Raw genomic sequence first — 15,313 nt, 5'->3', positions numbered from 1 at the left:
TCATGCACAATGCCGCCTTCTCACCCGACACGGAATCGCTCTACCGGAATTACCACGGCTGGTTGCATAGCTGGCTACGACGCAGGCTAGGTAATTCCTTCGATGCGGCCGATCTGGCCCAAGACGTTTTTGTCCGACTGCTGCAAAAACCCCGTCAATTCGGCAGCGAACCCGAAGCACGTGTGTATTTGCGGCTCATGGCCAATGGCATGTGCGTGGACTTATGGCGACGCCGTCAGATTGAACAAGCCTGGCTGGAAGAGCTGGCCAACCGCCCGGCCGCCCTGGTTCCTTCTGCCGAACACCAGGCCCTGGTGCTGGAAGCCCTGCAAGAGATAGACAGCATGTTGCGCACCCTGCCTGCCAAAGTGGGCAATGCCTTTTTCATGGCCATGGCCGACGGCATGAGCAACCGGGAAATTGCAGAGGCGCTGGGCGTGTCCACACGCATGGTGCACCGATATCTTAGCCAGGCCATGCTGTGCTGCCTGAAACTGGAAGCCCGCCATACCGCCTCTGACATGCCCGTGCATCAGGCCTCCTGCGTGCCCGAGCCACGCTGATTACCCGCCCCATGAGCACTTCCGAACTGCATCCCGACGATACGCTGGAGCCTTCATTTGACGCGCTGGAGCAGGCCGCCGAATGGTTTGCCCTGCTGCGCTCGGACGAGGCCTCGGCCCAGGACCGACAAAGCTGGCAAGGCTGGCTGGCCGCTCAGGCCGAGCATCGCAAGGCCTGGCAGTATGTAGAGCGCATCAGTGGCCGCTTTGAACCGATACAAAGCAGCGACAGCCGCCAGGCTGCCGTCCAAAGCTATTGCCTGGCCAACCGACGAATGGGACGCCGCCGCCAATTGCTGCTGGGCCTGGGCACACTGGCAGGCAGCAGTTTGGGCAGTTGGCTGGCTTGGCAGCATACGTCCTTGCCCGGCACAGTAATGGCCTGGTCAGCCGAGCATCGTACCGCCCGTGGTGAAGTCCACCAACTGACTTTGCCCGATGGCTCTACCGTTTGGCTCAGCTCCGACACTGCAATGAACCACGACTACCGAGGCAATCAACGGCTGCTCTCCCTGGTTCAGGGTGAAATTCTGATCGATACAGCGGCCGATCCTGCACGGCCCTTTCTGGTCGAAACCCGTCAAGGCTTGCTGCATGCCTTGGGGACACGCTTTACGGTGCGACTGGACGGTCAGGAAACGTTTCTGGCGGTGTATCAAGGCGCGGTACAGGTGGACACGGCAAACAAGCGCCAGCAGCACATTATCCATGCCGGTCAGCAGACACAGCTTTCGCGTACCGCGATTGCGGCTACCACTGCTGTCCTGCCCGAGCGACAAAGCTGGACCAAAGGCATCCTCGTCACCGACAACACGCCCTTGATCGAGGTCGTGCGCGAATTGCAGCGCTATCGCGGCGGCCACCTTAGCGTTTCACCCGAGGCGGCCCAGCTGCCTGTGATTGGCAGCTATCCCTCCACCGATCCGGACCGGGCCTTGAGAATGCTGGAAGGGGTGCTGCCCATTCGCATCAAACGAACCCTGCCCTGGTGGGTCAGCATTGAACTTGCCGAGCACTGACCTTGATTCAGACACACATTCACGGGCATCAGCCGCCGTGCATGACAAGCCGGTTTACGGGCCTATTCAAGCGGCCCAATGCTTCAAACCGGCTATTTCCACTTTTCCGAGTTCCGCTTTTCCTTGGCGTGTTCGATATACCTGATGAGGGCATCGTTTTACACGTCTCCTGGCACAAAACCAGAATCTGACCAGGACACACGCAAACCGGCTCGCTCTCGCCGACTACACCGCTTCCAAGGAGCAGAATTCATCATGCCCGGCTATTCCCAGCCTGTCGCCCGAGGGGCGAACTCTTTTGGTGCCATGCACTTTTTCCGACCCGGTTTCAAACTAAGCCCCTTGGCCTGCGTGCTGCAACTTGCCCTGGCCAGCGGTGCATTGAGCCTGGCAAGCTGGCATCCTCAAGCCCACGCCCAAACCATCAATAGTGCGTCTGCCAAACAACAAAGCTACAGCATTCCAGCGGGCCCCTTGAGCACAGCGCTGGCTCGCTTTGCAAGCGCATCCGGCGTACTGGTCGCTGGAGCCGGTGAGCTGGCCAGGGACAGAAACAGCCCAGGCGTTTCCGGCACGTTTTCGCCCCAGGCCGCGCTGGATGCACTGTTGGCCGGTACTGGCCTGACTGCTGTTGCCAGCTCGGATGGCAGCTACCATCTGCGCCAAGTCCCAGAGGCACCTGCCGGTGACGTCACCCAGCTGAGCACCGTAACCGTACGGGGACGACTCGATCCCAGGACCGAAGGCACAGGCAGCTACACCAACGCATCGGCAAGCTCGGCCACGCGCATGAACCTGTCCGCACGTGAAACCCCGCAGTCGGTCAGCGTGATCACGCGCCAGCGGCTCGACGACCAGGGTCTGCTCACGCTTAACGACGCACTCAAGCAAGCTACCGGCGTGAAGGTGCAGGAAGGCGAAGTGTTGGGCACGACTTATCAGATCCGCGGCTTCTCGCTGGATACGGCACAGCTTGATGGCGTGCCTGTCTCGCTGGGCGCAGGCGGCTCGGAAGCGGCCGCCGACATGGCCATCTACGACCGTGTGGAAGTGGTACGCGGCGCGGCGGGTCTGTTGCAGGGGGCCGGCAACCCGGGCGGCACGCTCAATCTGGTGCGCAAGCAACCCACCCGTGAATTTGCCGCCAGCGGCAGCGCGATGGTGGGATCGTGGAACAGCTATCGTGTGGAAGCCGACGTCTCCAGTCCGCTCAACCACAGCGGTGATCTGCGCGGGCGGGTGGTGGCCGTGCACGACGACCGCGACTCCTTCGTGGATCACGTCAAGGAACGCAAGGAAGTGCTGTATGGCGTCTTGCAATACGACTTCACTCCCTCGATCACGGCCACCGTGGGGGTGGATCATCAGCGCACCAAGGGTACGCCCAACGGCACTGGCGTCGTCTTCTTTGACGATGGCGGCGATCTCGAACTGCCACGCAGCACTTACCTGGGTGCCGACTGGAACCACCGGGCCACCCGCAGCACCACCGTGTTCGGCGATCTGACCTGGGAGATGGACAACGGCTGGCAGACCAAGCTGTCGGCCAACCGCCAGCACTACGACGTAGACACGGTGTTTCTGTCCGCCTCGGGCGCGGGCGTGGACCGCAACACGCACCAGGGCCCACTCCTGAACTACGCACGAGCCAGCAGCCTGAACCGCACCCAGACCAGCGTGGACCTGTACGCCTCGGGCCCATTCTCCTTGCTGGGCCGCAAGCATGAGCTGGTAGTAGGTGCGAACATGCGCCGCAATCCCACCGAAACCGACCAGGTGCCGCTGCGTGAATACGCCAGCATCCGGCCCGATGTCTTTAACTGGGACCCCACCTCGCTGCCTCCGCCCAATATTGGGCCTTATGAATCGCGCACCGCCACCACCACCAAGCAGTCGGGCATCTATACTGCTGCTCGTCTAAGCCTTGCCGATCCGCTCACCTTGATCGTGGGTGGTCGTTGGAGCTGGTGGGACTACAGCAGCGACAGCACCAATCTGCTCACCGGCGCCAACACGGCCTCCTCGAGCTACAAGGTCAGTGGCGAGTTCACACCGTACGCCGGTCTGATATTCGATCTGAACGACAACTACTCGCTATACGCCAGCTATACCGACGTGTTCCGTCCGCAAAACGCCATCGATCGCAACGGCTCCTTGCTCAAGCCCATCGTGGGTGCCAACTACGAGGTGGGTATCAAGGGTGAATTCCAGGATGGCCGCGTGCAGGCTTCGCTGGCGGCCTTCCGTATCGAAGAAACCAACCGCGCCCAGACCGATCTGGACGGCCCCAAACCGTGCCCCTACACCACCAGCGACTACTGCTCGATTGCCTCAGGCAAAGTGCGCAGCGAAGGGATTGAGGCGGAGTTGACAGGTGAACTGGCCCCAGGCTGGAATCTGACGGCTGGCTATACCTACAACACCACCAAGTACGTGAAAGATGCGGCCAACCAAGGCAAGCCCTTCAACACGCGCACGCCAGAACATATGTTCAAGCTCTTTACCTCTTACCGCCTGCCAGGCTCGTTGCGCCAGTGGACAGTGGGGGGTGGCTTCACGTGGCAGACCAAGTTCCTGTACGAAAACACGGCCGGCACGATCCGTATCGAGCAAAATCCTTACGCCGTGGCTGATCTGATGGTGCGCTACGACTTCACGCCCAAGGTTTCAGCCACCCTCAACCTGAACAACGTGTTCGACAAGAAGTACTACCGTTATATTGCCCACGAACGCGCCTACAACTACTACGGCGACCCACGCAACGTGATGCTGACGCTGCGCGCCCAATATTGACGCTGAACGTGATGAACAAGGTACTCAAGCGCTCTGATCGCAGCGCTCTGGGTATCTTGTGATCTGACGATACGCTGCACTACGGCGCTGCACCAAATGCCATATTCATGGCTAGAGCGCCAGAAGTCATTGGGCCACGAACGGGCTAAAACAAAAAACGCGGTGTTTGCTGCCAGGGGCAGTGCACACCGCGTTTTTTAATAAAGCCATCAGCGGGCCTGATGCGGCCCGGTGACATTCAATCAGTTCTGGTTCGCAGGTGCGAAATCGGCCAGGTGGCAGGACAGGATATCGGCAATGGCACGATCATCCAGGCCACGAGAGCGCAGGTCTGCGGACAGGGCGTCCACGTCAACACGGGCCAGTGGGCGCTCTGCACCGCGAGGGCGGTCGTCGCGAACCACGCGGAAGTCGTAATCGCGCTGGGCGGTCTTGGCCACTTCGTAGTGCATGACTTCATCCACTTCGTTTTCCGGCGTGAAGGTCAGCACGGTAGGGCGCAGGGAATACAGGTCTTCGGAGTTCATCACGTATTCGGTTGCGCAGATGATGACGGTGTCGCCCTTTTGACAGGTACGGGCCGCCGCACCGTTCAGGACCACACAGCGCGAGCCGGGTTCACCGAAGATCACGTAGGTAGAAATACGGGCGCCACTGTCCTTATTCCAGATTTCCACAAACTCCATGGGTAAAATGCCCGCTTGTTCGCAGATTTCAGGATCCAGTGTGATCGAGCCGTGATAGTTCAAGTCGGCACCGGTCACCTTGATACCATGCAGCTTGGCACGGACCACTTTTTTCATGACAACACTCTCTAGAAACAGGTCCCCTGTAACGGACACCTAAGCTTGGCTAAAACGCGGCTTGCGCTGCGCCCTTAGCCCGATCAGGGCTGCGGGAAAGACTGCATCATAAACCCAGAAATGCGCGCAAATCCGTTTAGACCCACAGATTTGTACGGGAAAACCACAGCATCAATGATTTGCCTGACGGCCAGTCTGTGCTGTAATCCCCTCTGCCGCGTCGCGCCGGTCTTTTTTATTTTCAATACGATACCGTTTTCCATGCCCAACCTGCTCATCGAGAATATTCACAAACGCTATGGTTCCCTGGAGGTCCTCAAGGGAGTCTCTCTCAGCGCGGAGCCGGGCGATGTCATCAGCCTGATCGGGTCCAGTGGTTCGGGCAAAAGTACGTTTCTGCGTTGCATCAACTTTCTGGAAACGCCCAATTCCGGCCGTATCGTCATCAAGGGCGAGGAACTGAAAACCCGTCTGGACCCCAAAACGGACGAACTGGTTGCGGTAGATAAACAACAGCTCAAGCGCCTGCGCACCAGCCTGGCCATGGTGTTCCAGCACTTCAATCTGTGGTCCCACATGACGGTGCTGGAAAACATTACCGCCACGCCCATTCATGTACAGGGCATGGACAAGGCGCAGGCCATTGCCAAAGCGGAGCTGTATCTGGACAAGGTGGGCCTGTCGCGCGATCTGGCCAAACAATACCCGGCCTTCTTGTCGGGCGGCCAGCAGCAGCGCGTGGCAATTGCCCGGGCGCTGGCGCTGGAACCTGAAGTGATGCTGTTTGACGAGCCAACCTCGGCACTGGACCCCGAGCGTGTGGGCGAGGTTCTGCGCGTTATGCAGAATTTGGCCGAAGAAGGGCGCACGATGGTGGTGGTTACCCACGAAATGAGCTTTGCGCGCAACGTCTCCAGCAAGGTGGTGTATCTGCACGAAGGTCAAATCGAGGAAGAAGGCCCGCCAGAAGAAGTGCTGGTGTCACCACGCAGCCCTCGTTTGGCGCAATTTCTGGCGGCGGGCGGTTCGTCCAAGGGCTAAGGTGCCCGCCTACGGCGCGCAATACGGATTGACGGGTCTGTGACTGGCTATCTGCCCCTTGGGTCGATCGGATCGACCAGTCACCGAGCAATCGCGAAGCAGTAGGTTCGCCAAGCCTGCCAGGATGCGACACGACGGAAACATCGAAAAGCCGGATCGCCGGGCCGCCGGATCGCCAGACAGCCGAATGTATATCAGCAGGTAAAACAGCCCAAAGACTTCGGCCACACTCTGAGCAGACATAAAGCAAACGGCGCCTTGCGGCGCCGTTAGGCATTTGCAACCATCCTAATGAAGCCGCCAACCAGCAGCTTCTGACTACAGCCCTGCTATCAGGACTTGGGACGTGGCATATCAAACAAGGCCAAGTCCGTAATCTCAAAGTAATCGCCAGGACCACCACCACGCAGAATCGGACGTGGGATCGCGGTACGGTAAATGCCGTCCACGATGCTGTTGGGCGACACATGCACGCCGACCACTTCGCCCAGCACCATCCAGGTGTTCAGGTCCTTGCCTTCCGAGTCTTTCAACTGAAAGTGCGTCGTCACCTTGCACTCCAACGAGGCATGGCTCTCGCCCACGCGGGGGGCATCAATCAGGCGGGAATCCACAGGCGTCAGACCCGCGACTTCAAACTCGCGCACATCTTGTTCCAGGCTGGTCATGTTCATGGGTTCGGCCAGATCACGGGTAGCCAGGTTCCAGGTAAAAACGCCGGTTTCAATTGCGTTGCGCACGCTGTCTTTGTAGCCCACGCTGGAAAAAGCGATGACAGGCGGGCGGTAGTTGAACACGTTGCAGAAGCTGTATGGAGCCAGGTTCAGCACACCTTCCTTGCTTTTGGTGCCAATCCAGCCGATGACACGGGGACCCACAATAGAACTGATCGGGTCGTGGCGCAGTCCATGGCCTTGTGTGGGTTCGTAGAAGTGAAAGTCTTTCTGCACGGTTCTCTCTGTTAATAAACACAACAAACTAAACGGGACTGCGGGAAATCCCGGTGGCCCACTGATATACTTTACAACTAAAATAAAGCCGCTGCAAACCGTTGAAACTCAAGGTTTTACGTATCCTTCCTGCCTTTCAGAACCATCTAGGCACATGAAACATGGAAAATAAGCCCGATCACTGGGCACGTGTAGCTTCTGCTGACCTGGAACACGTGCGCAAATCTGTCAGCGATATGTTCAAGTCGCACCAGCTCAAGCAGCTACGTGCCGATCAGACCCTGCAAACCCGGCTGCGTCACGCCCAGTTTGGTCAGGTCGCCTTGAGCCGCCTGGGCTATGGCGCCGACGTACACATACAACCTGATCACCTGGCCGGTTTCTACCTGGTCCAGATGCCCCAATACGGCACCGCCAAAATTCGCTGCGGTGGCCAAACCGTGGACTCCAGCCCCTACGCCGCCACGATCCTGAATCCCAACGAGGACGTGGACATGATCTGGCACGCCAATAATGAGCAATTAATGCTCAAGATAGACCGCAATCTGGTGGAACAGGCTGCCCGTGGCATGGGCCTGGACGTAGGCCCGCAAGGTTTGCTGTTTCCGGTACGCCTGGAAGCGCACACCCAGCCTTCCTGGCAAATCATGCTGCGCTACGTGCTGGACTGTGCACGCAACTACGAGGACATTCGCCGCTCGCCGCTGATTATCAACCAGCTGGAGCAATTGGCGGTGACAACCTTGCTGGATCTGCACCCACCGACTCAGATTCAGGCCCTGAACCCCACTCGCATCCTGCCGCGCCATTTGAAGAAAGTAGCCAGCCATTTGCATGAGCAGGCTCATTTGCCGGTCACGGTAGACGAGCTCAGTACCATTGCGGGCGTGAGCTCCCGCACCTTGCAGCAAGCCTTCCGAGACCACTACGGCGTCAGCCCCATGCAGTACCTGCGTCAGGTTCGTCTGGACCGTCTGCGCCACGAACTGATCCATTCCAACGAACCTCACCTGACGCTGGCCGACCTGGCCATGCGCTGGGGCTTTGCACACCAGGGCCGTTTCAGCGCCGAATACCGCAGCCGCTTTGGCGAAACGCCTAGCGAGACCCTGCAACGAGTGCGCGGCGGCCAGCACTAAGCTGACCGCCTCACCCGTCCTCTTACCCCTTCAAGATACGCTGGGCTGCCAAATAGCCGGATTGACCACCCAGGCCAGGGCCTGGATGCACCGACGCACCAATTTGATGCAGATTGCGCCAGGGCGTGGTGCCACTGCGCGCGTTCTTGTGTCCTGCAAAAGGACGCATGAAAAAGAACTGATCCGGTGAGCACACCCCGCTATACGGATCGCCCCCCACCAGATTCATGTTCAAGGCTTCCAGATCCGCCGGGCTGACACTACGACGCCCGATAATCTTGGCAGCCAGGCCAGGCATGACGGTTTCCAGACGGGCCTGAACGCGATCGGCCATCGCCTCGCGCACGGCTTCGTTCCAGCGTCCATCCGCTGGCACAGGAATCTCGCCCGCTTCATCGCCTTTGATGTGACGCGGCAGCTCCTGCATTTGTACCCATAGAATCCAGTGCCCTTCCGGTGCACGAGTCACATCCACCGCCACCGGCTGGCCCACGGCCAAGGTCGGTTTGGCAGGCAGATAGCCATTGCTGGCCGTCACCACCGAAGAGCACACCTGCTCCATGCTTTCCGTCACATGCACCATAGGGACATGGCGCAGTTCCGGGTCAAGCCAGTCGGGCGGGGAATTCAAGGCAAAGTGTATCTGCATGCCGCCCCGGCCATAGTGATAATCCTGGGCGGACTTCAACAGCTCGGGTTCTACTTCCGGCAACAAGTCGCCGTACAGCTGACCGGGCGTCACATTGCAGACCACCGCACGGCGGGCCAGATAGCGCTGCGTACCCACACACACGCCGGTGGCTTTATTGCCTTCCACCAGCACGCGATCCACATGGGAATTGGTCAGTACCGCCCCACCTGCTTCTTCAATAATGCGGGTAAAGGCTTTCACAATCTGATAACTGCCACCTTTGACGACAGGCATACCGCCACTGACCACAGCACTGAACGTCAGCTTGCCGATCAGGGCCGAGCTGGCTTCATCCGGGCCCAAACCGCTATGCAGCACCCAGGGAGCAATCATGGCGCGGGCCAGGTCGCTGCGCAGTTCGCGCATGGCCCAGCGCCGAAAGCTTTCCAGCGCTTGCGAGCCAAAGGACATCAAGCCATCCAGACCCCGTTCGCGCCAGGCACCAAAGGCCAGTTTGGCCATGGGCCAACGGTAAGGCTCACCACCCAGCAAGCCAAATACCAAACCGGCATCCGGGCCAAACATGCGAGCCGCCATGGCACCCAAGGCATCGCCTTCACCCGGCATCAAGTCATTGAAGCGACGTACGGTGTCGTCCATATCCTGACGCAAGGCCAGCGACGGGCCACCAGGAATGGCCAGACCCGTGCTGTACTCGCCTTTGACAAACTCCAGACCGGCTTTGGCCAAGGGTTCAGCCAAAGTGGCATAGGATGCACCGCCCATGAACAAGGGATACCAACTGGACAGAACATCATGGGTAAAACCGGGGAACAGCTCTTGCGTACGGATGCAGCCCCCGGCCACCGCATTGCGCTCCAGCACTGTCACCGACAAGCCGCGTTGGGCCAACAAGGCGGCACAGGTCAGGGAGTTCATCCCGCTGCCGACAATGACTACATCAGCGCTGTGCGCATCACTCATTTCAACGGTCTCCGCTAGGCGTGGTCAGGTTGGCGAAACGGCCACGGTGAAACACCGCAGGCTCGTGTTCGGTCAGCGTGGTGTGGCGCACCACACGGCCAATAAACAAGGTGTGGTCACCACCTTCGTGCTGACGGTAGTTCTCGCAAACAAAGGTCGCCACACAGTCGTCCAGCAAAGGCACGCCTTCTTCACCATCCACATGCGAGACCAGGGCAAACTTGTCCTTGACCTGGGAGTTGGCAAACCCCAGAGCCACGGGCACTTGTTCCTGGCTGATCACGTTGATCGCAAAGTGGCTGCACTTCTCGAAAATTTCCAGGCTGGGCGAGTGATTCACCAGGCTCCACATCACCAGGGGCGGCTCCAGCGACAGGGACGTAAAGGAGTTGATGGTCAGACCCACCGCCCGGCCATCGGGACAACGAGTCGTGACAATGGCCACACCCGTTGGAAAATGGCCCAGTGCCTGGCGAAACGCACGGCTATCGACCACATTCAGACTGGACGGTGTGGGTTTGGCGTCAGCGGCTGCCAACGCTTGGGCAGACACGGCCTGCCGCTGGGCAGCGGTTTGGGACGAGGAGTCTTGCAGCGTTGCGGTGGGGGTCATGATACGTCTCCTTGAATACTATCTATCAGGCAGCCACAGATTGGCTGCGAGTCTTCTCGATCAATGCCTGGGCGGCATTCAGATCTTCCCAGGCCGGGAACAGAACCGGTGGGTGGTTGAAACTGTTGGCCAGGAAATGAGCCAGGGCGGGCGATTGCTGAGCCGAGGTCAACAAGGCAAAAGAGGAGTCGGTTGGTGGCTTCAACATGGAATTGGTCCAGCGCACCACCAGATTGGCGTAATCCCAGTAACGCTCGAACGTTTCCTGCATCCAGTTCCGATCAAACGCGCCTTCACCACGTTGCAAGATGCTGTCCAGATACACTTGGGCGGCTTTGGCGGCGTTGTTGGAACCTTGGCCGGTAATGGGGTCGTTCACGACCACGGCATCACCCAGACCCAGCACCATGCGGCCCGAAGGCAGCGTCAGCACAGGTTTGCGAACTGTGGGAGGGAAGGCACCGGACAGGTAACCCTGAGCGTCAGTCAGTTCCACATTACGGGCTCGGTCGCCTTCCCAAGGCAGGAATTCGCGCAGGAAAGAAACGCTTTGCTCCAAATGAGCTTCGGGCGTCTTGGCATCGCGGAAACGATCCAGTGGGCCACCGGGCACACCTTCGAACACCATGATGTCGCAGGGACCGGACAGGGTCAGCGAGGGGAACACAAAGTATTCGCCCACACCGGGGATGAAGTTAAAGGACACGCGCGAGTATTCAGGCGTAGGCTCCAGACCATGTACATAGGTCAGGGCCAGGGCGCGCTGAGGCTTGTCGTACATGGAACGCTGATCGTCACGCTCGAACAACTTGACCACTTCGCCCTTGCCGGCAGCCAGCATGGTCAGGTCGTACTCCTGGGTGATGCGCTCCAGTTCGGCCACGCCCACGTCTTCCATGATCAGCTTGCCGCCACGCTGCTCGAACAGCTCCAGCCAGTAAGGCATTTTTACGCGCTGGTCAGTTGCCTGGGCTTCACGATCCAGACGGCCGCTCCAGTCCACGGCTTTGGTGTCAGGCTGTTCAGGGTTGGGCAGAGCAAAGCCAATGCCTTGTACAGGCGGGCATTCGTCGTCCCAAAAATTCAGGCCCAGGCGGCGCTCTACGTCCAGCGCCTCGGCAAACATGCACTGGCTGGACATCACGCGGCCACCACGAACATCGTCGGGGCTGCGGTTGGTGAAAACGGCTACGTCGTAGCCCTTGGCCAAAAGACCGAATGCAACGGGCATGCCAGCCTGGCCAGCGCCCACAATAGCAACTTTACGCATGATTTTTTCCTTCTGAGGGAGCTAAGGACGCCACTGCGGCGGCGTCCTGGTTTTTCTTATTCAGCCAATTTGGGAATGGCGGGTACACCTTGCTCGGGTCCCATGGCCGAGTAGCCGCCATCCACGGAGTAATCGGCACCGGTCACGAAACTGGCGGAATCCGAGAGCAGGAAGGACACGACTTCGCCCACTTCCTGGGGATCGCCCACGCGGCCCAGCATGTGAAATGCCGAGGCCACGCGGTCGGTTTTGGCACGGTCACCGCCCGTCAGCTCGTCCATCACGCGCGACCAGATCCAGCCGGGCGAGACCGAGTTGACGCGAATGCCGTCAGGCGCAAAGTCCAGCGCCATGCTGCGTGTCAGTTGCAACAAGGCAGCCTTGGAAACCGGGTACAACCACCGCCCGGTTTGAGCAATCGAGGAGGAGATTGACGTGAAGTTGACGATGGAACCACCACGCGGCAACAAGGGACGCACCGCCTTGGCCGCCTGCACGGCGCTAACCAGGTTGATGTCCAGAGCCTTGAGCCAGTCAGCACGGCTGGACGCCATGCCTTCATCCAGATAGGAACAGGCCAGATTGACCAGACCATCCACACGGCCAAAATGCGCCTGCACCTGCTCGATGGCGGCATTCAGGCTGTCATCGCTGGTAATGTCCACTTCCCAGAATTTGGCTTTGGCGGCATCGTTGCCTACGGCTTTCTGGCCACCTGCAGCATCAATATCGAACACGGCCACACGTGCGCCGTAGCCCATCAGCACCTCGACCACACCTGCGCCTACACGCGTTGCGCCGCCGGTAACGATGACTACCTTATCCTTCAGTCCTTTCATGTCGCTCTCCTGCCGCGGGCCCTTAGAACGGAACCGCTACTTTTACAAAAAATTGTTTTCCTTCGGGACGGCCACGTACGCCCAGATCCTGCTGGTACTTGGCCGTAATCAGCAGACCCTTGTCATTGGCATAACGCAGGCTGGGACCAATGGCGAAGGCACGAGCCTTGCTGTCACCGGCCATGGGGCCACGGTCGCTTTCAATCTGTTGATAGGCGTAACCACCCACACCCAGCACCAGCCCATTGCCAAAACCCCAACCCACGGCGTAATCGGCGTGAATGGCTTTACCCGTACGCGTTTCGGTGTCGCTGTTGCGGAAGTTGAAGTCCACCATCATCTTCAAATCCAGGTTGATGCCGCTGGGCTGCATGTAGCTGAACGCAGCAGCGGGCTGAATGGCCCAGTAGTTGCGACCCAGGTTGGCGCTGTCGGTCACTTTGTAGCGGCCAGTCGGGGCAACAAAGTCCACTCCCAGGATGTAGTGCATCTTCTCGCTGGGGTGAAAGCCCAAGGCCGGACCAAACACCACGTCACCCAGACCGCTACGGCGCTGGGACTGACCGGCGGCCTGTGCCTTGACGGTCAGCAGGGGAGCCAGGGCATGAAATGCCAACTGGCCACCAAACACCTGCTGGTCCGTAACCCAGACCAGACGCGGCGCAACCATTGCGACATCGACCTTGAAGTCAGGAATAGGCAACTTGTCGCCGTTCTTGTCACGCACCGAGTCGTAACGCATGGCACCGCCGTACATCAGCAAGTGCACACCGGGTGGCGGCAGGGCACCACTCATGAAGTTTTCCAAACCATCGGGATAAATAGGCAGGCCGTTGCCCTCAATGGCACAGGCCGGGCCGGCGCCCAATACCCCTGCACCCAGAACCACTGCTGCTATTTTTTTATTGATGTCCCCCACGTCCGTTCTCCTTTTGTTTTTTAGGTATGACGATGGAGCCAATGGTAGAAGTGCTCTTTTTGTCGGTATATCCACTTTGCGCAGCGCCTAGCCAATAAGCGCAAGAAGCCGCAAAAGCAGGGAAAACCCCGATTTGGTTTAGATTTAAAGGATGACGATCAGTAAGGCCGTTAAACGCTGTGTTTCAACGGGTATATGAGATAATTCCTCGCTTCCCGCCCAGTAAATAATCAATATCACCTGGGCCTGAACACCCAGGACGGCGAGCGATGTGTAATACCGTCGTCGTGGACCTGGCCACAAACACGCCGCTTCATCTCGATGAGCCCAACTCTCTCTTTTGCTGAATCCCGATTCAGCCAGCCCCTGCTCGGCCACCGTTTTGGTGCCTGGGCCTTTATTACTTTTGCGGTGCTGGCCCTGATGGCTACGTGGGCCATTTATTGGCTCACCCCCATGATCTCGGACGACTTCAATTACGCCAACAAAGGCATTGCATGGACGTCGATCAAGCAACATTATCTGCAATGGAGCGGTCGTCTGGTCTCGGATACGCTCTCCAGCGCCATGCTCACGCTGGCTCCGGGATGGCTGAAAGCCACACTGAATACAGCGGCCCTGTTTGGCCTGGTCACGGTGCTGACAGCTCTGGGGGCCCAACTGGCCGGACGAGCCTTGCGCCCGTCTTTACTGCTGCTGGTGTTCACCTTGTATTGGCTGGTCAACCCCCATCTGGGGCAAACCACATTCTGGTTGGTAGGCGCCGCCAACTACCTGTGGCCCAATCTGTTCAACTTCGGTTTTGTGCTGGCCTTTATTTACTACTTGCAAAAGGGCAAGCCCTCTGTGATCACAGGCTTGGCGCTCTGCCTTCTGGGCCTGCTGGCCGGTTGTTCCAATGAAAACACCGGCATTATCAGCTGGTGTTTGCTGGCGTATCTGGGCCTAAGGCACTTTCAGCGCACAGGTTCGCTCGGTTCATGGCATCTGGTTTGGTTGCTCTGTATGGGGCTGGGAGTCGCCGTGCTGGTCCTGGCGCCAGGCAATCAAGTACGCGCAGAGGTCTTTGCTCATTGGTATGACCAGCCTTTGTTATGGCGCATTGGGGAGCATTTTGGTCGTCGTTTCCCGGACGCCCTATTGCGGTACTGGGGGGTGATCCTAGTGATGCTGGTTTGGCGTTTTGCCATAGGGCCTGCGTCTTCTGAATCTGTACGCCGGGCAATGTGGCTGCTCATTGGCGCATCGCTTCTGGCCAATGCCATTCTGGTTCTGGCACCTAATATCCCCAAGCGATCCTTGAATGGCGGCTTGATGTATCTGCTGGTGGCCTTGTCTATTTACGGACATGATTTATTGGCGCAAGGGCAACGCGCTATACCCATGCAGCGCAACCTGTTAGTAACCTTGGGGGCCTGCGGCACGCTATGGCTGGTGTCCAGCGGATTAATGTTGCGCAGCTATCACGGCACCTGGGAGCAGGATCAGGTACGACGCGCTATCTTGGCCGATGCCCACAAGCATCAGCGTCATCACGTAAAACTACCCAAGTATTTTTTCCTGCCCACGTTGCGTTCGCGGGATCGCTTCGATATGCACTTTGACCCCAAAGCCATGGCCCGATACTTCCGGAGCAAGGCGGTGATCAATGAATATGCCGTCAATCAGCACTATGACCTGGAGACGGGGGCACCACCGCCCACGCCTTAAAGCTTGAGGACTTGTGCATTTCCTCCGCTGCAAGCCGAT

Annotated in this window: 14 protein-coding genes; 6 read left to right on the top strand and 8 right to left on the bottom strand. The window is 58.8% G+C overall.

Features of this window, described 5'->3' with window-relative positions:
- The first annotated feature begins 2 nt into the window (after positions 1-2).
- The 3 genes from KOE80_RS10765 to KOE80_RS10755 all read left to right on the top strand — a co-directional run bounded on the left by KOE80_RS10765 (position 3) and on the right by KOE80_RS10755 (position 4,375).
- Complete coding sequence (locus KOE80_RS10765) at positions 3-563, top strand: sigma-70 family RNA polymerase sigma factor (RefSeq protein WP_226349110.1); 561 nt, start codon at positions 3-5, stop codon at positions 561-563.
- Positions 564-574: 11 nt separating this feature from the next.
- On the top strand, positions 575-1,582 hold the full coding sequence (locus KOE80_RS10760) for a FecR domain-containing protein (protein ID WP_226349109.1): 1,008 nt from the start codon (positions 575-577) through the stop codon (positions 1,580-1,582).
- A 255-nt stretch (positions 1,583-1,837) separates the two neighbouring features.
- Entirely contained in the window at positions 1,838-4,375 is a 2,538-nt protein-coding gene (locus tag KOE80_RS10755; RefSeq protein ID WP_226349108.1) for a TonB-dependent siderophore receptor, read from the top strand.
- A gap of 242 nt (positions 4,376-4,617) precedes the next feature.
- Here KOE80_RS10755 and panD read toward each other — a convergent pair whose 3' ends face one another.
- Both panD and KOE80_RS10745 read right to left on the bottom strand, forming a co-directional pair.
- Positions 4,618-5,178, bottom strand: coding sequence for an aspartate 1-decarboxylase (gene panD / locus KOE80_RS10750; RefSeq protein WP_009461218.1), 561 nt, complete (start codon positions 5,176-5,178; stop codon positions 4,618-4,620).
- 83 nt (positions 5,179-5,261) lie between these two features.
- Complete coding sequence (locus tag KOE80_RS10745; RefSeq protein WP_021447139.1) at positions 5,262-5,441, bottom strand: hypothetical protein; 180 nt, start codon at positions 5,439-5,441, stop codon at positions 5,262-5,264.
- Here KOE80_RS10745 and KOE80_RS10740 point away from each other — a divergent pair.
- Positions 5,440-6,219: an ABC transporter ATP-binding protein gene (locus KOE80_RS10740; protein ID WP_009461219.1), complete on the top strand. Its 780-nt coding sequence runs from the start codon at positions 5,440-5,442 to the stop codon at positions 6,217-6,219. The genes KOE80_RS10745 and KOE80_RS10740 overlap by 2 nt on opposite strands.
- A gap of 332 nt (positions 6,220-6,551) precedes the next feature.
- Here KOE80_RS10740 and KOE80_RS10735 read toward each other — a convergent pair whose 3' ends face one another.
- A complete protein-coding gene (locus KOE80_RS10735) occupies positions 6,552-7,169 on the bottom strand; it encodes a flavin reductase family protein (protein ID WP_035269337.1) in 618 nt (205 codons plus the stop codon).
- A gap of 161 nt (positions 7,170-7,330) precedes the next feature.
- On the opposite strand from KOE80_RS10735, the gene KOE80_RS10730 reads away from it, so the two are divergent.
- Complete coding sequence (locus KOE80_RS10730; protein ID WP_115634720.1) at positions 7,331-8,308, top strand: AraC family transcriptional regulator; 978 nt, start codon at positions 7,331-7,333, stop codon at positions 8,306-8,308.
- A 22-nt stretch (positions 8,309-8,330) separates the two neighbouring features.
- Here the strand turns inward: KOE80_RS10730 and KOE80_RS10725 are convergent, their stop codons facing one another.
- From KOE80_RS10725 to KOE80_RS10705, 5 genes are read right to left on the bottom strand one after another with little or no spacing between them, the layout of a single operon-like run.
- Complete coding sequence (locus tag KOE80_RS10725; RefSeq protein WP_060186596.1) at positions 8,331-9,923, bottom strand: phytoene desaturase family protein; 1,593 nt, start codon at positions 9,921-9,923, stop codon at positions 8,331-8,333.
- Between the two features lies 1 nt (position 9,924).
- Positions 9,925-10,536, bottom strand: coding sequence for a flavin reductase family protein (locus tag KOE80_RS10720; protein WP_226349107.1), 612 nt, complete (start codon positions 10,534-10,536; stop codon positions 9,925-9,927).
- A gap of 25 nt (positions 10,537-10,561) precedes the next feature.
- Positions 10,562-11,806, bottom strand: coding sequence for a styrene monooxygenase/indole monooxygenase family protein (locus tag KOE80_RS10715; protein ID WP_226349106.1), 1,245 nt, complete (start codon positions 11,804-11,806; stop codon positions 10,562-10,564).
- Between the two features lie 56 nt (positions 11,807-11,862).
- Positions 11,863-12,645, bottom strand: coding sequence for an SDR family oxidoreductase (locus tag KOE80_RS10710; RefSeq protein ID WP_226349105.1), 783 nt, complete (start codon positions 12,643-12,645; stop codon positions 11,863-11,865).
- Between the two features lie 22 nt (positions 12,646-12,667).
- Positions 12,668-13,555 (bottom strand): transporter, encoded by an 888-nt coding sequence (locus tag KOE80_RS10705; RefSeq protein WP_035269964.1) that lies wholly within the window; start codon positions 13,553-13,555, stop codon positions 12,668-12,670.
- A 330-nt stretch (positions 13,556-13,885) separates the two neighbouring features.
- Between KOE80_RS10705 and KOE80_RS10700 the strand changes: the two genes are divergently transcribed.
- On the top strand, positions 13,886-15,274 hold the full coding sequence (locus tag KOE80_RS10700) for a DUF6056 family protein (RefSeq protein ID WP_115634716.1): 1,389 nt from the start codon (positions 13,886-13,888) through the stop codon (positions 15,272-15,274).
- Positions 15,275-15,313: the final 39 nt, after the last annotated feature.

This window comes from Alcaligenes sp. 13f (genome assembly GCF_020496585.1).
GTDB classification, from domain to species: Bacteria; Pseudomonadota; Gammaproteobacteria; order Burkholderiales; family Burkholderiaceae_B; genus Alcaligenes; species Alcaligenes phenolicus.
The sequence above is the reverse complement of the archived record's forward strand: the minus strand, read 5'-3'. Positions and strand labels throughout refer to the sequence as shown.